This is a genomic window from Roseinatronobacter monicus (assembly GCF_006716865.1).
GTDB lineage: Bacteria > Pseudomonadota > Alphaproteobacteria > Rhodobacterales > Rhodobacteraceae > Roseinatronobacter > Roseinatronobacter monicus.
In genome coordinates, this window is record NZ_VFPT01000001.1 from 750,980 (window position 1) to 768,032 (window position 17,053).

At 59.8% G+C, this 17,053-nt stretch carries 18 protein-coding genes; 4 read left to right on the forward strand and 14 right to left on the reverse strand.

Features of this window, described 5'->3' with window-relative positions; all coding sequences use genetic code 11:
- Nucleotides 1–33 precede the first annotated feature (33 nt).
- On the reverse strand, nucleotides 34–543 hold the full coding sequence (locus tag BD293_RS03315) for a glutathione peroxidase (RefSeq protein ID WP_142079854.1): 510 nt from the start codon (nucleotides 541–543) through the stop codon (nucleotides 34–36).
- A gap of 118 nt (nucleotides 544–661) precedes the next feature.
- Here BD293_RS03315 and BD293_RS03320 point away from each other — a divergent pair, with 118 nt between their 5' ends.
- Nucleotides 662–1,111 carry a DUF1178 family protein gene (locus BD293_RS03320; RefSeq protein WP_142079855.1) on the forward strand — a complete coding sequence of 150 codons (450 nt, stop codon included), beginning with the start codon at nucleotides 662–664 and terminating at the stop codon, nucleotides 1,109–1,111.
- 18 nt (nucleotides 1,112–1,129) lie between these two features.
- On the opposite strand, the gene BD293_RS03325 is transcribed toward BD293_RS03320, so the two are convergent.
- The 8 genes from BD293_RS03325 to BD293_RS03360 form a co-directional block, all read right to left on the reverse strand.
- Nucleotides 1,130–1,987 (reverse strand): arginyltransferase, encoded by an 858-nt coding sequence (locus BD293_RS03325; RefSeq protein ID WP_142079856.1) that lies wholly within the window; start codon nucleotides 1,985–1,987, stop codon nucleotides 1,130–1,132.
- An 88-nt stretch (nucleotides 1,988–2,075) separates the two neighbouring features.
- A complete protein-coding gene (locus BD293_RS03330; protein ID WP_142079857.1) occupies nucleotides 2,076–2,513 on the reverse strand; it encodes an RDD family protein in 438 nt (145 codons plus the stop codon).
- Nucleotides 2,510–2,977, reverse strand: coding sequence for a YbaK/EbsC family protein (locus tag BD293_RS03335; protein WP_142079858.1), 468 nt, complete (start codon nucleotides 2,975–2,977; stop codon nucleotides 2,510–2,512). The genes BD293_RS03330 and BD293_RS03335 overlap by 4 nt, the downstream gene beginning before the upstream one ends.
- Before the next feature lie 4 nt (nucleotides 2,978–2,981).
- Nucleotides 2,982–4,304 carry an omega-aminotransferase AptA gene (aptA, locus tag BD293_RS03340; RefSeq protein ID WP_142079859.1) on the reverse strand — a complete coding sequence of 441 codons (1,323 nt, stop codon included), beginning with the start codon at nucleotides 4,302–4,304 and terminating at the stop codon, nucleotides 2,982–2,984.
- A gap of 62 nt (nucleotides 4,305–4,366) precedes the next feature.
- Nucleotides 4,367–4,960 (reverse strand): LysE family translocator, encoded by a 594-nt coding sequence (locus tag BD293_RS03345; RefSeq protein WP_246086195.1) that lies wholly within the window; start codon nucleotides 4,958–4,960, stop codon nucleotides 4,367–4,369.
- A gap of 88 nt (nucleotides 4,961–5,048) precedes the next feature.
- Complete coding sequence (locus BD293_RS03350; protein WP_142079861.1) at nucleotides 5,049–6,404, reverse strand: TRAP transporter large permease; 1,356 nt, start codon at nucleotides 6,402–6,404, stop codon at nucleotides 5,049–5,051.
- A 58-nt stretch (nucleotides 6,405–6,462) separates the two neighbouring features.
- Nucleotides 6,463–7,065, reverse strand: a complete 603-nt coding sequence (locus BD293_RS03355) for a TRAP transporter small permease subunit (RefSeq protein WP_142079862.1) — start codon at nucleotides 7,063–7,065, stop codon at nucleotides 6,463–6,465.
- 109 nt (nucleotides 7,066–7,174) lie between these two features.
- Nucleotides 7,175–8,236, reverse strand: a complete 1,062-nt coding sequence (locus BD293_RS03360; protein ID WP_142079863.1) for a TRAP transporter substrate-binding protein — start codon at nucleotides 8,234–8,236, stop codon at nucleotides 7,175–7,177.
- 305 nt (nucleotides 8,237–8,541) lie between these two features.
- Between BD293_RS03360 and BD293_RS03365 the strand changes: the two genes are divergently transcribed.
- The 3 genes from BD293_RS03365 to BD293_RS03375 are packed head-to-tail and all read left to right on the forward strand — an operon-like array spanning nucleotide 8,542 to nucleotide 11,820.
- Nucleotides 8,542–11,358, forward strand: coding sequence for a bifunctional [glutamate--ammonia ligase]-adenylyl-L-tyrosine phosphorylase/[glutamate--ammonia-ligase] adenylyltransferase (locus BD293_RS03365; RefSeq protein WP_142079864.1), 2,817 nt, complete (start codon nucleotides 8,542–8,544; stop codon nucleotides 11,356–11,358).
- Nucleotides 11,342–11,596: a hypothetical protein gene (locus tag BD293_RS03370; protein ID WP_142079865.1), complete on the forward strand. Its 255-nt coding sequence runs from the start codon at nucleotides 11,342–11,344 to the stop codon at nucleotides 11,594–11,596. The genes BD293_RS03365 and BD293_RS03370 overlap by 17 nt, the downstream gene beginning before the upstream one ends.
- The gene (locus BD293_RS03375; RefSeq protein ID WP_142079866.1) at nucleotides 11,593–11,820 is read left to right on the forward strand and encodes a sulfurtransferase TusA family protein; all 228 of its coding nucleotides are present in this window, start codon (nucleotides 11,593–11,595) and stop codon (nucleotides 11,818–11,820) included. Before BD293_RS03370 ends, BD293_RS03375 begins: the two co-directional genes overlap by 4 nt.
- A gap of 64 nt (nucleotides 11,821–11,884) precedes the next feature.
- Here the strand turns inward: BD293_RS03375 and BD293_RS03380 are convergent, their stop codons facing one another.
- The 5 genes from BD293_RS03380 to gltX form a co-directional block, all read right to left on the reverse strand.
- Nucleotides 11,885–12,520, reverse strand: a complete 636-nt coding sequence (locus BD293_RS03380) for a DUF1638 domain-containing protein (protein WP_142079867.1) — start codon at nucleotides 12,518–12,520, stop codon at nucleotides 11,885–11,887.
- Nucleotides 12,507–13,334, reverse strand: a complete 828-nt coding sequence (gene mazG / locus BD293_RS03385) for a nucleoside triphosphate pyrophosphohydrolase (protein WP_142079868.1) — start codon at nucleotides 13,332–13,334, stop codon at nucleotides 12,507–12,509. Before mazG ends, BD293_RS03380 begins: the two co-directional genes overlap by 14 nt.
- A 34-nt stretch (nucleotides 13,335–13,368) precedes the next feature.
- Nucleotides 13,369–14,133, reverse strand: a complete 765-nt coding sequence (locus BD293_RS03390; RefSeq protein WP_246086196.1) for a hypothetical protein — start codon at nucleotides 14,131–14,133, stop codon at nucleotides 13,369–13,371.
- A gap of 58 nt (nucleotides 14,134–14,191) precedes the next feature.
- Nucleotides 14,192–15,487: a citrate synthase gene (locus BD293_RS03395; RefSeq protein ID WP_142079869.1), complete on the reverse strand. Its 1,296-nt coding sequence runs from the start codon at nucleotides 15,485–15,487 to the stop codon at nucleotides 14,192–14,194.
- A gap of 84 nt (nucleotides 15,488–15,571) precedes the next feature.
- Nucleotides 15,572–16,972, reverse strand: coding sequence for a glutamate--tRNA ligase (gltX, locus tag BD293_RS03400; protein ID WP_142079870.1), 1,401 nt, complete (start codon nucleotides 16,970–16,972; stop codon nucleotides 15,572–15,574).
- Between the last annotated feature and the right edge of the window lie 81 nt (nucleotides 16,973–17,053).

The window sequence follows — 17,053 nt, forward strand, 5'->3', positions numbered from 1 at the left end:
GATGAAAAAGGATTTCATTTTGTGGTCTGAACATCATGGCAAGGCAGCGCGGATCTCGCGCGTGATCGCGCGTGCCGTGGGGCGCGTTGCAGACCCCCAGAACCCCAACAATTCGCCATCAGCCCCGATCAGCGCCTTGTTGAAATTCCAGTTGGGCACATGGCCATGCGCGTCTGCCAGCCATTGGTAAAACGGATGCGCCTGCGCCCCGCGCACCGGTGTGATCTGCGTGATGGGAAAGGTCAGGCCGGTTTGCACACGGCAGAAATCGGCAACCTCTTCGTTGCTGCTCAGTTCCTGCCGGAAATCATCTGACGGCACCGCCAGCACCACCAAGCCTTGCGGGCCGTATTCGTCATAAATCTGTTGCATATCGCCATATTGCCGCGTGAAGCCACAGAGGGAGGCCGTGTTGACCACCAGCACCGGCTGCCCGCGCCAGTCTGCCAACTCCAACGGGCTGCCGTCCAGCGCGGTGAAGGTAAATGCGCTTGCGGGAAGCGCAAGCAGGGTGATGACAAGGCCAAGTGCCGCTTTCAACATGATGCCCTCCGGTTAGGGGTGACTAGATAGCGGGGTCGCGCGGCAGAGCAAGTCATTTGCACTTGAACTGGTTGATAACATTGTTAGGTGTAACGACAGTCTTGTGGGGCTATCAGGAATGATAAAATTTTCTCTCAGATGTGATGACGGACATGCGTTTGACAGCTGGTTCAAGGGTGGCAAAGCGTTCGATGATCTGATTGCGCGCGATATGGTCCAGTGTCCGGTCTGCGGGTCGAACGCCGTGACAAAGGCGCTGATGGCGCCCGCAGTAGCGCTTGGCCAACCGCAAAAACAGCCCACGCCGCCCCCAGCGACCAACCCGCCGACAACAGTGCAAAAATCCCCCGATGCAGAGCAAAAGTTGAAAGCGCTGCGTGAGCAGATCGAGGCCAATTCGGAATATGTCGGCAATAGCTTCGCCTCAACGGCGCGTGCCATGTATCTGGGCGATATCCCTGACCGGCCCATTTATGGCGAGGCGCAACCGCAAGAAGCGAAAGCCCTGCTTGAAGAGGGTGTGCCGGTCCTGCCCTTGCCGTTTATTCCATCGCGCAAATCGAACTGACCCGACCGCCAGCCGTGGTTACAGATCGCGCACCACGCGTGTGGGTGTGATGGGCGCGCTCAGGGTTTTGGGCAGGCTCAGATTTGCGACTTGCTCAGCAATCGGCTTGACCGAGAGGGGATGCGTCGCGCCTGAATAGCTGTCCGGGTCGCCCAGATCATGCCATGCGCCGTTCTGATAGATTTCCAGCGCCGAGAATTTGGATTTGTAATCCATCTTCGGGCTGCCCGGCACCCAATAGCCCAGATAGACATAAGGCAGCCCAACCTTGCGGGCCAAGGCGATCTGATCCAAGATCATGTAACTGCCCAATGACTTCGCGGCATGATCCGGGTCGAAGAACGAATAGACAAGGCTAAGCCCGTCATCCAGCACATCGGTCAGACAGACCGCGCGCAGCTGCCGCCGCCCGTTTGCATCCTGCCCGATATATTCCAGAACGCGGGTGCGTACGGGCGTTTCCTCGACCATTGCGGCGAATTCAAACACATCCATATCGGCCATGCCTCCATCGGCGTGGCGCGAATCCAGATAGCGGCGGAACATGTCATATTGATCTTCTGTTGCCCAAGCGCTGGTGACATAGCGCTGCAGGCTGCTGTTGCGCTTGATCACGCGGCGCTGCGAGCGCGTGGGCTGAAAATCAGCCACCCGAATGCGTGCGGACAAGCAGGCACAGCAATCGGCACAAGACGGACGATAGAGCACATTTTGCGACCTGCGAAACCCTTGCTTGGACAATGTGTCATTCATCGCCTCGGCCTGCTCGCCTTGCAGGGCGGTGAACAACTTACGCTCCATCCGCCCGTCAAGATACGGGCAGGGCTGTGGGGCAGTCACATAGAACTGTGGTATGGTTGGCAGGCTGTGGCGCATTCAACACGTCTCAAATCACGGAGCATAAGTTAGAAGATTAGCAAGGCTTTCGGCTTTCGCCAAGTCATCTGATGCAGGGGCATTCAGGTTAATGATCGGGGCCGATTCGATGCAGCATCGTGGTGCGAAGAACCATGTCATGCAAGCCTTGTCGGTAAGGTGTCAGCAAGATCATGACCATAGATGCAACTTGCAACGGAAACACGGTCCACATCCCCGCATGCATCGCACTGTAGATAAAGGCCGTCATCGGGTCGGGTTGCCGCCCGTCAAGGCCGCGCCATTTCAGCGCGGTCAGCATCATGCCCAGCGTAGCCCCGTAGCGCGCCAGCATGATTGTGCGGTAGCCGATCGAGATTGCGCCAAACAACACGGGCAGGAAAAAAGCGCTAATAAACAACGTCATCACCAGCCCGACCAGCGTCAGTGCGATGGTGACGACCAGATCAATCGCCCAAGCCAGCGCGCGTTTGAGGGGCACGTCGCTGTAGAACTCTGGTTGCAATTCGGGGTCAGGCAAGGTCATTCGACAAAATCCGCAGGTAAGGCATTGGTAAGGGAGGTAAGCATCGTGGGCACGATTGAAAAGACGTGACGCGGCGTACCTGCCGCAGCCCAGACCTTTGCAAACTGCAACAAGCGCGGATCAATCCAGCAGGGTGAAGGGGTTAGATGCCCTATAGGCGATACTCCGCCAATGGCAAAGCCGGTGGTGGCGCGCACAAGGTTTGCATCGGCGCGGCCCAGCGCTTCGCCTGCCAGTGATGAGGCTTTGCTGGCGCTGACACGGTTTCCGCCTGCGGTCAGAAACAGCCGGATCGCGCCGGAGTCCTGCCCGCAGAAGATGATTGATTTGACGATCTGGTCAATCTCGCAGCCGCAGGAAGCTGCCGCCAACTCGGCTGTGCGCGCATCGCCCGCTTCAAATATCGTATCTGGCAGGCCCGCGTCCTGAAGTGCGCGGGCCACACGTTTGAGAGATTTGCTCACGGTTTCAGTCCAGACTGTCCAGCACCTCGCCCAAGGTGCCGATCAATTGGTCGATCTGCGCTTTCTCGATAATCAGCGGCGGTGACATGGCGATGATATCGCCTGTCGTGCGGATCAGGACACCCTTTTCATAGGCTTTCAGGAAAGCGGCAAAAGCGCGCTGGGTGGGTGCGCCCGCGATGGGTTCCAGTTCTACCGCGCCAATCAGCCCCATATTGCGGATGTCGATGACATGGCGGTGGTCTTTCAGGGAATGCACCGCCTCTTCCCAATAGGGGGCAATTTCGGCGCAGCGCTCGAACAACGCATCCTCGCGGTAGGTTTCCAGTGTGGCCAGTGCGGCGGCGGACGCGATGGGGTTGCCCGAATAGGTATAGCCGTGAAACAGCTCGATCAGATGTTCCGGCCCTTGCATGAAGGCGTCGTGAATGGCGGCGGTGGTCAGCACCGCCCCCATCGGGATTACGCCATTGGTCAGACCCTTGGCGCAGGTGATCATGTCGGGCATGACATCGAAATGCTGCGCGCCAAAGGGGCTGCCAAGGCGGCCAAATCCGGTAATCACCTCGTCAAAGATCAGCAGGATGCCATGTTTGGTGGCAATCTCGCGCAGGCGCTGCAAATAGCCCTTGGGCGGGATCAGCACGCCGGTGGAGCCGGCGACAGGTTCCACAATGACGGCGGCAATCGTATCGGCACCGTGCAGCGCGACCATGCGTTCGAGATCATCGGCCAGATAGGCGCCATGCTCTGGCTGGCCCTTCGTCCACTGGTTCTCAGGGATATGGGTGTGCGGCAGGTGATCGACGCCCGCCAGCATTGCGCCGAAATGGCGGCGGTTGTTGACAATGCCGCCCACGGAAATGCCGCCGAAATTCACACCATGATAGCCGCGTTCGCGCCCGATCAGGCGTGTGCGGCCTGCGTCACCCTTGGCGCGGTGATAGGCAATGGCGATTTTCAGCGCTGTTTCGACAGATTCCGACCCTGAATTGGTGAAGAATGCGTGGTCAATCCCCTCTGGGGCCAGATCGACCAGCTTGTTGGCCAGCTCGAACGCTTTGGGGTGGCCCATCTGAAAGGCGGGGGCGTAATCCATTTCAGAGGCTTGTTTCTGAATGGCCTCGACGATGCGGGGGCGCTTGTGTCCGGCATTGCAGCACCACAGGCCCGCTGTGCCATCGAGCACCTGCCGCCCGTCCGAGGTGGTGTAGAACATGCCATCCGCCTCGACCAGCATACGCGGGGCTTGTTTGAACTGGCGATTGGCCGTGAAGGGCATCCAGAAGGCGCGCAGATCATTCGGGGTGGGACGGTCGAGGGCCATAGCGTATCTCCGGGCTGTATTTGATCAAAAGACGCTAACATATTCGCGCGCCAAGGCAAGGGTCAGCGAAACACCATCACAGCCGACAGGGCCAGCAACGCCGCCATCAGGCGCATGAAGATGCGCCAACGGGCGGGCGATTGCAGCAGCCCTGTCAGCAAGGCCCCCGCACTTGCCCAGAACAGGCACACGCCCAGATTGACGCTGCTAAAGGCCATGGCCAGACGCGCGGCTTCCTGCGCGGGGGGCAGCCCCGCGCCATAGCCCGCCGAGGCTGCGAAAGCGACCGCCCAGACCTTGGGGTTGATCCATTGAAACAGCACGCCTTGCCACAGGGTCATCGGGTCGCCGACATCCTGTTGCTGGGCTGCGGGGCGGCGGGTGGCGTTGAAATAGCCCCATGCCATCCACAAGATCCATGCCGCGGCAAGGGTTTGCAACACCAGCCCAAGGATCGGGTTGGCCAGCACCAGTGCGCCCACACCCAGTGCTGTGACCGCTGCAATAACGCCCACCCCCAGCACCACACCGAACAGATGCGGCAACGTGCGCGAGAAACCGAACCGCGCGCCAGAGGCTGTCAGCATGATGACATTCGGCCCCGGCGAGAACAGGCCAAGAAAGACAAAGGTATAAAGAAGCGGGTCAAACTGCACGCGGGGCACTCTCATAAAGGGGCCTAAAACAACAGACCCCGGCGCGCGGGCGCCGGGGTCTGGTCGTGATAGTCTGCGTGCCGCGCCCTTACAAGAGCCGCCCCGGCAACCACAGCACCAGTTGCGGGAAGATGAACACCATGATCACCGCCAGCATCTGCAATAACACGAACGGGATCACGCCCTTGTAGATGTCGATGATTGTCACGCTGGGGGGGGCAACGCCCTTGAGGTAGAACAGTGAAAAGCCCACTGGCGGCGTCAGGAACGAGGTTTGCAAGACCACCGCGAACAACACGATGAACCAAATCTGATCAAAGCCAAGGATCACCACCACAGGTGCGACCAGCGGCAGCATGATCAGCGAGATTTCCAGCCAGTCGAGGAAGAACCCCGCCAGAAAGGCGATGAACAGGATGGTCAGAACCACACCTGAAGGGCCGAATGGCAGCGCTTGCAGCGATTGGGTGATGAAATCATCGCCGCCGAGTTGGCGCATGACAACCGCGAACATCGTGGCACCCAGAAAGATGCCGAAGATGAAAGACGTGGTCAGCGTGGTTTTCATGCCCACGTCTTTCAGCACGGCCAGTGTCAGACGCCCATTGGCTGCCGCCAGCAGGGTTGCGCCGAATGCGCCGACGCCCGCCGCCTCGGTCGGGGTGGCGATGCCGAAGAAGATCGAGCCAAGCACCGCAAAGATCAGCAGCAGCGGTGGCACCACAGCCAGCAATGTGCTCAGAACAAGCTTCATCGTGACGGGGGGCAGATCAGTCGGGGCAGGGGCAAGGTTCTTGAAGAAGGTTGCCGCCCCCATGATGTAGATGATGTAGAACACGCCCAACATCAGCCCCGGTATCAGCGCGCCCATGAACAGGTTGCCCACCGAGACTGACATCTGGTCGGCCATGATGATCAGCATGATCGAGGGCGGAATCAGAATGCCCAACGTGCCAGCCGAAGCGACAACCCCGGACGCAAAGCCCTTGTTATAACCTTGCTTCAACATGATCGGCATGGACAGAAGGGCGAGCAACACCACCGACGCGCCCACGATCCCTGTCGAGGCCGCCAGCAGAATGCCGATCAGCACCACACCCAGTGCCAGACCTCCGCGAAAGCGCCCGAACAACTGGATGAAATTCTCCATCAGCTTTTCTGTGACGCCCGAGCGTTCCAGCATCAGCCCCATGAAAATGAACATCGGCAGCGCCACCAGAATCCAGTTCGACATCTGTCCCCAGATGCGCTGGACGAATATGCCGAAAATCCGGAAATCGGTCAGGAAATACGTGTCCCAACCGAACATGTCGAAGCCATAGATGGCAATGAAGCTGAACCCGATCGACACACCAGCCAACGCCCATGCCACTGGTATTCCTGTGAAGATCAGCGCGATGAAAGACACCAGCATCGACACAACGAGGATTTCGTTCGTTTCCATCCCGTATTCCCTGTGATGAAACCTTGCGCAACCCGCTTTGGGGCCTGCGATCAGTCAGTTATTTCGTGGCCCGAGCGCGCGGGAAATTGAACAGAAAGCATGTGACCCGCAACAACCGCGCGAATGCCGCAAGCCCGATATAGGCAAAGGCCAGCACGATGACGCTTTTGATCATCCAGCGATTGGGCAACCCACCGGGCGCTGACGAGCGTTCATTGCGATTGTAAGACGCTTCGACAAACGGAATGCCATAGCTGATAATCAGCCAGCACATCGGCAGAATGATCACGACAATCGAAATCATTTCGATCCAGGCGCGTGTGGTCGGGCGAAAGGTCGCGGCCAGCACATCAACGCGGACATGTGAATCATGCATCAAGGCGTAACCGATGCCGAACATGAAGCCCACTGCGTAGATGTGCCACTGCACTTCCTCAACCCAGACGTAATTGATCCCCAATGCATAGCGCATGGTCACGTTCACGACGATGATCAGAACCAGCACGAACCAGATTGTGTTCAGAATATAGGAAAGCGAGCCAAGCACGGTCTCGATTATGTCCGATGCCCATGTGCGCGGGAAACTTAGCCCGTGGCTGCGGGCCCCGGCTTCCTCGACCTTTTCCAGATCGACCTCGAACGGACTGTTTGTCTGTGACATGCATCGCCTCCTCTGAGAGGACTGAGATCTGGGGCAGTGTGCCCGATTACGGCGTTTGACAAAAGGCCGCGCCTGAAACAGACGCGGCCCAGTATCAAGTCAGATCGGATCAGTCTTCGATCCGCGACTGCCAGTCACGTGGCAGGTAGCCTTGCTCTTTCCACGGACGCAGTTCAGCTTGGAAATCCATCATGGAGGCATAGACCTTGCCGAACATTTCATCCTCTTCGGACCAACGGCCCATCACAGTCTGTGTCGCTTCGTAGAATGCGGCGATCTGCTCATCCGAGTAGGTGCGCACATTGGTGCCGCGTTCTTCAAACCGTGTGATCGAGGCGCCCTGAAGCGCTTCGGCCCGTGCGATGGCATAGGCATTGCCCGCCATGCAAGTGGTCTCGATCATAGCGCGTGTCTGATCTTCCAGCCCGTTCCAGACGTCAAGATTGACATACAGGAACTGGTTTGTCGAAGGCTGGTGCCAGCCCGGCATATAGAGGTAATCGGCCACCTGATAGAAGCCAAGCTGCTCGTCCACTGTGGGCAGCGAGAACTCGGTCCCGTCAAGGTTGCCTGTTTCAAGGGCTTGATACAGCTCACCGCCCGGCAGCAATGTCACCGACATGCCGAATTCGCCGAAGATTTCGCCGCCGACACCTGCCGCACGGAAGCGCAGACCTTGCAGATCCTCAACAGTGTTCATCTCGGAGCGGAACCAGCCAGCGGTTTCGGGGCTGATCGTGCCACACAGAACGGGGTGCACATTGTACTGGTGGAAGGTTTCTTCCAGCAGTTCCTGCCCGCCGTGATGGGTCATCCATGCCAGAAATTCCATCGACTCCAGGCCGAAGGGTGTTGCGCCGAACAGCGCGGCAGCAGGAACAGTGCCCCACTCATAACCCATCCAGCTGTAGCCCGCGTCGATATTGCCTTCTGACACGTTCTCGAAGATTGACAGTGCAGGCACCACAGCGCCCGGCTCTGCCACACGCAGGTCGATATTGCCGCCGGATACTGCCGACAGTTGTTCGGCAACCCATGGCATCGTGTCGCCAAGGGCGGTCAGTGTCGAGGCAAAGCTCATCGGCACTTGCCAGCGAATACGCTCCTGCGCCTGAACAGCGCCGGCTGCGACGCTCGCCGTCAATGCCGTTGTAATTAGCAGTTTATTCATTCTTATTCCTCCGGTTGTTGGACCTTGGTCCCGATATCCACCCTGTTCGGGTGTGATGCGTCAAGAGAAAAGCGCGGATCAAGCGCAATAAAATTGCGCATGACAGCCAACATTTCGCTTAGTCGCTCCTCCCTCTGTGGAAGTGGTAAAATAAACTGACCAATTGTGGCAAGCGAAATTTTTATGATACCGCAACCGTATGGGGCCCCAAAGTCCCGAATTGCCGCCCTCATCCAGAGTTTTTCGCGTCTAATGAGGTGGTTAAGGGAATTGACCTCGCTGTTCAGGCGGTGCATTCTTTTCTGATGACATTTGGTTCCCTGACACGCGTGCCCCTACCTTATGATGCCGAATCCGGTACAGAGGCGCGTGCCAGCTTTGCGGAATTGACCGGCAAGATGGCTGATCTGGTGGCGGGTGCCGCCGGATGCAGCCCTTATTTGCGCACGCTCATGTCGCGCGAACGCGACTGGATCGCGGCGGCGCTGTCGCGTGATCCCGCAACCAGCCTTGCTGATGAACTCGCCGCCCTTGATGAGACGGCCCTGCCTGATCTGTCGGCGCGGCTGCGGCAAGCCAAGCGGCGTATCGGGTTGCTGGCCGCCTTGGCTGATCTGGGCGGTGTATGGTCGCTGGATCAGGTGACAGGCGCGCTGAGTGATCTGGCGGACCGCGCCACGCATGTGGCGCTGACCACCCTTGTCGGCGATGAAATCCGGCGGGGGAAGCTGCCCGGTGCCACAGCGGAAGATGCCGCGACCGGTGCTGGCATGGTCGTGCTGGCCATGGGCAAGATGGGCGCGCGGGAGTTGAACTACTCTTCCGATATCGACCTGATCTGCCTGTTTGACGAGCAGCGCTTCAGCACAGATGACTACCACGAGGCGCGCGCCAGTTTTCTGCGCATCACGCGCAAGCTGTGCGGGCTGTTGTCCGATTACACGGATGAGGGCTATGTCTTTCGCACCGATCTGCGTCTGCGCCCCGACCCGTCGGTCACCCCTGTCTGCCTGTCGATGGAAGCGGCCGAGCGCTATTATGAAAGCCTTGGGCGTACATGGGAGCGGGCGGCCTATATCAAGGCGCGCCCCTGTGCGGGCGATCTGGACGCGGGTGCGCGGTTTCTTGAGACCTTGCGGCCCTTCGTGTGGCGCAAGCATCTGGATTTCGCCGCAATTCAGGATGCCCATGACATGCGCCTGAAGATCAAGGCCCATAAGGGTTTGGGCGGCGCGCTGGCGCTTGAGGGGCATGACCTCAAGCTGGGGCAGGGCGGCATTCGAGAGATCGAGTTTTTCACCCAGACGCGCCAGTTGATCGCAGGCGGGCGCGACCCCGACTTGCGCAGCCCGCGCACAGTCGAAGGGCTGGCGGCCTTGGCGGCGAAAGGCTGGATTCCGCAAGACGTGGCCGAAAAACTGACGGCCCATTACATTGAGCATCGGGAAATCGAGCATCGGTTGCAAATGGTGCAGGATGCCCAGACCCAGAAACTGCCCACCAGCCCCGAGGGGTTCGACCGCATCGCGCGCTTTGTCGGCGAGGGCGACACCAATGCCTTTCGCACCCGGCTGGAGGGGCGCTTGAAACATGTGGCCGAGCTGACCGAGGGCTTTTTCGCCCCCGACACCGCGACCGAGGCTGAACCCGATCTGTCCGAGGCCGCGCAAGACCTGATTGCGGGCTGGCCCAGCTATGCGGCCTTGCGCTCCGGTCGTGCGCAGGAAATTTTCAAACGGGTGCGCCCGTTGATCCTGACCAAATTGCAAGACGCGGGCGACCCTGACGCGGCGCTGGTGCAATTCGACCGCTTCCTGAGCGGTCTGCCCGCAGGGGTGCAACTTTTCTCGCTGTTCGAGGCCAATCCACAGCTTATCGACCTGATTGTTGACATATGCGCAACAGCGCCGCGCTTGGCCGCCTATCTGTCGCGCAATGCGGCCGTGTTTGATGCGGTCATTGGCGGTGGGTTCTTCGCGCAATGGCCCGGCACTGCGGCGCTGCACAAGGAACTGGCCGACCGTTTGGCGCAGATCGACGATTATGAGCGTCAGTTGGACGCCGCCCGCATCTGGGCGCGGGAATGGCATTTCCGTGTGGGTGTGCATCACCTGCGCGGGCTGATTGACGCGTTCGAGGCGGGCGCGGAATATGCCTCACTCGCCGAAGCGGTGCTGACGGCCCTCTGGCCTGTGGTGGTGGCAGAGTTCAGCGCCAAGCATGGGGACCCGCCGGGGCAGGGGGCGGTGGTGCTGGGTATGGGCTCGCTTGGGGCGGGGCGCTTGAATGCGGTGTCGGATCTGGACCTGATCGTGATTTATGATGCCGATGCCGCAGACATGTCCGAAGGCCGCCGTCCGCTGGATGCGCGCAGCTATTTTGCGCGGCTGACCAAGGCGTTCCTCACCGCGCTGAGCGCCCCCACTGCCGAAGGCCGCCTGTACGAGGTCGATATGCGCCTGCGCCCTTCGGGTCGGCAGGGACCGGTCGCCACAAGCCTGTCCGCATTCGAGAATTATCAGCGCATTGAGGCTTGGACCTGGGAGCATTTGGCCCTGACACGCGCGCGCCGCGTCGCGGGATCGGTGGCGCTAGGGGAAAAGATCGAGGCTTTGCGCCGCCAGCTTCTGGCCGAAAAATCGACCGGCCCGAGCATCTACAAGGATGTCAGCGACATGCGCGCGCGACTGGCCGAGGCGAAACCGGCGCATGGGCTGTGGGATGCCAAATCGGGGCCGGGGCGGCTGATGGATATTGAACTGATTGCACAATTTTGCGCCTTGCGCGCAGGCAACCCTGCACGCAGGGTCGAGGCGCAGTTGCGCGCGGGCGTCAAGGCGGGCGTTATGGATGCACACTCCGAAGCGCAGATATTGCAGGCCTACCGGCTGTGCTGGACGATGCAGGCCACGGGGCGCTTGCTGGCAGACAAGATTTCCGACATTGATCAGCTTGGCCCCGGCGGACAAAAGTTTATCTTGGCATCAGCAGGTGCAAAAACCACCGACGCGCTTGCGACGCGCCTGCAAGAGCGCTGCCACGTCGCGCAAGCCCTGATTGCGTCAACCCTCGTCGAAAGCGGCCCTGTGAAGGATATGACTGACCATGACGCCCGCCAATGACCCGAAAGGGCTGATCCGCGAAAGCTATCTGATCGAGGGCATCTCGGATGGCGAGTGCCGCTCGATCCTGATCGACTGGGCGCTCAGCCTGCCGCAGGATAGTGACCAGCGACAGGCCATGCAGGACTTGCTGGCGCAATATGCGCCCACCGCGCCAGACCATCCGATGACAGCTTTGCTGACTGAGGGCGTGAACCGCCCCCCCGCCCCCCCGCGTGGCAGGCGCCGGCGCGCATGAAGGCGGATATCGAACTTGACGCGGTCGGGCTGCTATGTCCGCTGCCGGTCCTGAAGGCGCGCAAGCGTCTGAAATCCATGGCATCGGGGCAGGTCTTGTGCGTGCTCGCAAGTGACCCTGCCGCCGTGGTCGATATCCCGCATTTCTGTGCAGAATCAGGCCATGAATTGCTGACATCCGAGGCGCGTGATGGGGCGACGGCCTATTTCATCCGCCATGCGTGATCATTTTCTTGCCCGAAATACTCCGGGGTGAATTGAGCCGAAGGCGAAAGAGGGGCAGCGCCCCTTATGCCCGTGCGGCCAGCGCGCGGCCCAGATCGCCATAGCCGGTAAACCGCCGCTCATACGCCAGCCCCAACCGCTCGGCACAAATCTGCGCCTTGGCGTCCAGCGCTGGGTCATCGGTCTGGGCCTGATAGATCAGTTTCGTGTAATTGCCGAACATCATCTCGATCAGTTCGGGATGGCGGTCAAAGCCCATCGGTTTCCAGACAAAGGCATCAAACTGGCGCACCAGAAAATCGGTCAGGTAAAAGGCGGTCATTTCACTGTCGCCCTTGGCAGCAAATTCCTCGACTCCTTCAAAGAACGCATAACAATGCGGCCCTTCCACCATCTCGACGCCCAACTCTGCGCAGCGCGCCTGTAGCAATCCACCCGTGCCGCAATCGGCATAGACCACGAAAATGCTGTCATACCTCGAGCGGTGTTCCAGAACGGCTTTTTCCACTGCATCGGGAATACGGTCCGGCCACAGGTGTAGATTGGCGGGCAGGCACAGCAGGTCCATATGCGTCCAGCCATTTACCGCGCGCAGCGCCAGTATTTCACGCGCCAATGCCCCGCAGGCCAAGAGCAGGATTGACCCGCGCCCGGCAGGGTTCAGCCCCTCCACCGTCAATGTCTGGTCATCGGGCTGCATCGGCTTTCTCTTGGGTTTTGGCGGCATTCCACAAGCTGTCCATTTCGTCCAGATTGCTTTGCGCCGGGGTGCGCCCCTCAGTGGCAAGAGCGGCCTCAATAGCGCGGAAACGGCGGGTGAATTTGGCATTGGCGGCGCGCAGCGCATCTTCGGGGTCAACCTCGAGATGCCGCGCCAGATTGGCCATGACGAAGAGCAGATCGCCAAATTCCTCGGCCACCTCGGCCTGTGTCAGCGTGTCTTTTGCCTCATGCAATTCTTGCGCTTCCTCGACAATCTTGTCGATCACTTGCGCGGTCTGGGGCCAGTCAAACCCCACCCGTGCCGCGCGTTTTTGCAGCTTTACGGCGCGCATCAGCGCGGGCAGGCCAAGGGCCACATCATCCAGCACCCCGCCCTGATCGCGGGCTGCGCGCTCAACCGCTTTCAGCTTTTCCCAATCGGCCACCTGTTGTTCGGCGCTTTTGTCGCGGCTCTCATCGCCAAAGACATGCGGATGGCGGGCGAGCATCTTGTCGGAAATGCTGCGGGCGATGTCGTGGAAGGTGAAATGCCCTGCCTCTTCGGCGATTTGTGCATGATAGACGACTTGCAACAGCAGATCGCCCAACTCTCCTTGCAGCGCGGGCCAGTCCTGCCGCTCGATCGCATCGGCCACCTCATAGGCTTCTTCAATCGTATAGGGCGCGATAGAGGCGAAATCCTGCTCGATATCCCAAGGGCAACCGCTTTCAGGGTCGCGCAGCGCGGCCATGATGGCGCGCAGGCGTGTGACGCTGCCATCGGGTGCAAAGATCAGGGGGTCATGGGGCATGTCAGGCTCCGCCGATTGGGTCATTGGCCTTGTGTTACAGGGCGGGTTTGCGCTGTCCAGCCCAAAGCCCGCACGCGGTCATGGCGGCCACCAGCAGCAATGCAACCAGCGTTGCCCCGGTGACAGCTATCGCTTCCGGCAGGTTGGCCACGATTACAGCTATGAAGGCCCAGATCACGGCCGCAGAATATTCAGGCGCATCAGGGCGCGTCCAGCCGACGGCCAGTGCCACAAGCGTGGCCCCCGCCACAGCGATCACCGCCGCCAATTCGCCAGAGGCAAGGCCATAGCCGCCAATGGCAACGCCCAGTGACACATGCGCCGCCGCTGTCAGCCAGCCCGCATAGAGGGCCACTGGCACGCGCAACAGCCAGCGATCCTGTGCTGGCGTGCGCAGAAGCGCCCAGATTGCGCAGCCCAGCATCCAGAAAATCAGCACTGTCGCGGTAAGGGGCGCGAACCCTGCCACCCACAGCCACAATGCCCCCGGCCCAAGGCTGAGCGTGAGCGGCAGATGCACCGGTTGCCATGCGAGGGCGTCGCGCCGCAGTATCACACCGACCACCGCCAGAACCGCCAGCCACACATAGATCAGCCCCCAGATCGAAAAGGCATAGCCTGCGGGCTGCACTGGCGGGTCGATCTGCGGCACGGGAAAGCGCTGAGGATCAAAGCCCATGAACGGGTCTGCCACAAAAGGCGAGACCAGAAAGGCCGCTGTGGCGACGAGCGTCAAAATTGGAAGCGTGTGTTTCATGTCTGACAAGTAGCCTTGGCGGCGCGCGGTTCCAAGGGGCATGAAAAGAAAGACGCCGCCCCGAATGGGGCGGCGTGTGACAAGGCAGGGCGCGCGCGGCCTATCTGTCTTCGATTTCGGTATATTCGCGGCGTGGCGCGCCTGTATAGCGCTGGCGCGGGCGACCGATTTTCTGCTCTGGGTCCGAGATCATCTCTTTCCACTGCGAAATCCAGCCAACTGTGCGCGACAGCGCAAAAATCGGTGTGAACATCGAGGTGGGAAAGCCCATCGCTTCGAGAATGATGCCGGAATAGAAATCGACATTCGGATACAGCTTCTTGGAGACGAAATAATCATCCTCCAGCGCGATCCGCTCCAACTCCTTGGCGACTTTCAGCGTCTCATTGTCTTCAATCCCCAGCAGGCCCAGAACCTCATCGGCGGATTGCTTCATGACCTTCGCGCGCGGATCGAAATTCTTGTAGACGCGATGGCCAAAGCCCATCAGCTTGAACGGGTCTTCCTTGTCCTTGGCGCGTGCAATGAATTCCGGGATGCGGTCCACAGTGCCAATTTCGCGCAGCATTTCAAGGCAGGCCTGATTCGCGCCGCCATGTGCCGGACCCCATAGGCAGGCTATGCCCGCCGCGACGCAGGCAAAGGGGTTCGCCCCCGAAGACCCTGCCAGACGCACGGTCGAGGTCGAGGCGTTCTGCTCATGATCGGCATGCAGCATCATGATCCGGTCCATTGCGCGGCTCAGGATCGGGTCGACGACATATTCCTCGGCGGGAACTGCGAAGCACATGTGCAGGAAGTTGCCGGAATAATCGAGGCTGTTCTTGGGGTACACAAAGGGCTGACCGACCGAATACTTATAGGCCATTGCCGCGATGGTGGGCATTTTTGCGATCATGCGGATCGCGGCCACTTCTCGCTGCCAAGGGTCGTTGATGTCGGTCGAGTCGTGGTAGAAGGCCGACATTGCGCCCACAACACCTGTCATAATCGCCATTGGGTGGCTGTCACGACGGAACCCGCGGAAGAAATTGTGCATCTGTTCGTGGATCATGGTGTGCCGCGTCACGCGGCTTTCAAAATCCTCTAGATCTTCGGCAGAAGGCAATTCGCCATAAAGCAGCAGATAGCAACATTCCAGAAAATGCGACTTTTCAGCCAGATCCTCAATCGCATAGCCACGATACAGCAATTCGCCTGCGTCACCGTCGATATAGGTGATGGTCGACGAACACGAGGCCGTAGACGTAAAGCCGGGGTCATAGGTGAAGACATCGCCTTGCGCGTAGAGCTTGCGGATATCCACCACATCCGGCCCGACCGAAGGTTTCATGATCGGAAGATCAATTACCTTGTCGCCGATGGTCAGCTTTGCCGTCTCGCTTCCGTTCGCCATTCCTCATCCTTTCGAAAAAGCCTGCGAGGTTTCATCCCACAGGCGGTCCCAGATCTGAACCGAGCGGCCAGTTGGCGTTTCGGCTCAGGTTACTGCATCTTGTAGTCGGGCCAGCGTTTCATCGCGGTCCAGAATAATCATCATATCAAAAACGCTGGGGCTGTTCGTGCGCCCGGCCAGAGCGGCGCGAAGTGGTTGCGCCAACTTGCCTAGACCCAGACCGTGTGCCTGCGCGACTTCGGTGACAACCCCTTCCAAAATTTCTCGATCCCACCTAGCAGTTTGCAGGCGCGGCGTCAATTCCTTCAGTATACTACGGGATACATCATCGAGTGCAGCGGCTGCTTTCTCGTCTGGCGCAATGGGGCGTTGGGTGAGTATAAAATGCGCTTTTTCAAGCATTTGCGCGAAACCTTTTGCCTTGTCCTTGACCAGAGGCATGGCCCGCAAAAGCCCTGCGCGCTGCGCATCGGTCAGTGCAGGCGCTTGCGTCGCGGCAAGATAGGCTTCTAATTCATGCAGCAGCGCAGCATCGTCGGCAACGCTGGTGTGCTGCGCTGTCAGATGGTCGAGTTTCTTGAAGTCCAGCCGCGCGGGCGATTTGCCTATGCCACTGATATCGAACCACTCGCGCGCCTGCGCATCGGTGAAGAATTCGTCATTGCCATGGCTCCAGCCCAGCCGCGCAAGGTAGTTGCGCATGGCCGCTGCCGGATAGCCCATCTGCTGATATTCCTCGACCCCAAGCGCGCCGTGGCGTTTGGACAGTTTCTTTCCATCGGGGCCATGAATTAGCGGGATATGCGCCCAGATTGGCACATCCCAGCCCATGGCGCGGTAGACAAGCATCTGCCGCGCGGCATTGTTCAAGTGGTCATCGCCACGAATGACATGGGTCACGCCCATATCATGGTCATCGACCACAACGGCCAGCATATAGGTGGGGCTGCCGTCAGAGCGCAGCACGATCATATCGTCCAACTGGTTATTGCGGATGCGGACCTGTCCCTGCACCTGATCGTCGATCAGCGTCTCGCCGTCCAGCGGGGCCTTGACCCGAATCGCAAAGGGCGCGTCGGGGTGTGTGTCGGGGCTGGCATCGCGCCAAGGCGAGTGAAACAGCGTCGAGCGGCCCTCCGCGCGGGCCGATTCGCGGAACGCCTCGATCTCGTCTTGGGTGCTGAAGCACTTATACGCATCGCCCGAGGCCAGCATCTGATGCGCGACTTCGGCATGGCGGTCTGCGCGGTCAAACTGGCTGACTGGCTCCCCATCCCAGTCCAGCCCCAGCCATGTCAGCCCGGCCAGAATGGCCTGTGTCGCTTCAGGGGTGGAGCGGGCGCGGTCGGTATCTTCGATGCGCAACAGGAACTTGCCGCCGCGCCCGCGCGCATAAAGCCAGTTGAACAGCGCCGTGCGCGCCCCGCCAATATGCAGGAATCCAGTGGGCGAGGGGGCAAAGCGCGTCACGACAGGAGAGGACATGGTGAGATTAACCTTTTGGAAACCAGTTTCGCGTCAGGATCTGAGCTTGGGTTCTAGGCAAGGATGGGGGGGGAAACAAGG

Coding starts and splice junctions, on each gene's coding strand:
- BD293_RS03350 (WP_142079861.1), bottom strand. CDS start 6,404: ATGGAAACGAACGAAATCCTCGTTGTGTCGATGCTGGTGTCTTTCATC.
- BD293_RS03390 (WP_246086196.1), bottom strand. CDS start 14,133: ATGCCCCTTGGAACCGCGCGCCGCCAAGGCTACTTGTCAGACATGAAA.
- gltX (WP_142079870.1), bottom strand. CDS start 16,972: ATGTCCTCTCCTGTCGTGACGCGCTTTGCCCCCTCGCCCACTGGATTC.
- BD293_RS03360 (WP_142079863.1), bottom strand. CDS start 8,236: ATGAATAAACTGCTAATTACAACGGCATTGACGGCGAGCGTCGCAGCC.
- BD293_RS03395 (WP_142079869.1), bottom strand. CDS start 15,487: ATGGCGAACGGAAGCGAGACGGCAAAGCTGACCATCGGCGACAAGGTA.
- BD293_RS03380 (WP_142079867.1), bottom strand. CDS start 12,520: ATGCAGCCCGATGACCAGACATTGACGGTGGAGGGGCTGAACCCTGCC.
- BD293_RS03330 (WP_142079857.1), bottom strand. CDS start 2,513: ATGACCTTGCCTGACCCCGAATTGCAACCAGAGTTCTACAGCGACGTG.
- BD293_RS03320 (WP_142079855.1), top strand. CDS start 662: ATGATAAAATTTTCTCTCAGATGTGATGACGGACATGCGTTTGACAGC.
- BD293_RS03325 (WP_142079856.1), bottom strand. CDS start 1,987: ATGCGCCACAGCCTGCCAACCATACCACAGTTCTATGTGACTGCCCCA.
- aptA (WP_142079859.1), bottom strand. CDS start 4,304: ATGGCCCTCGACCGTCCCACCCCGAATGATCTGCGCGCCTTCTGGATG.
- BD293_RS03315 (WP_142079854.1), bottom strand. CDS start 543: ATGTTGAAAGCGGCACTTGGCCTTGTCATCACCCTGCTTGCGCTTCCC.
- BD293_RS03365 (WP_142079864.1), top strand. CDS start 8,542: ATGACATTTGGTTCCCTGACACGCGTGCCCCTACCTTATGATGCCGAA.
- BD293_RS03355 (WP_142079862.1), bottom strand. CDS start 7,065: ATGTCACAGACAAACAGTCCGTTCGAGGTCGATCTGGAAAAGGTCGAG.
- BD293_RS03370 (WP_142079865.1), top strand. CDS start 11,342: ATGACGCCCGCCAATGACCCGAAAGGGCTGATCCGCGAAAGCTATCTG.
- mazG (WP_142079868.1), bottom strand. CDS start 13,334: ATGCCCCATGACCCCCTGATCTTTGCACCCGATGGCAGCGTCACACGC.
- BD293_RS03375 (WP_142079866.1), top strand. CDS start 11,593: ATGAAGGCGGATATCGAACTTGACGCGGTCGGGCTGCTATGTCCGCTG.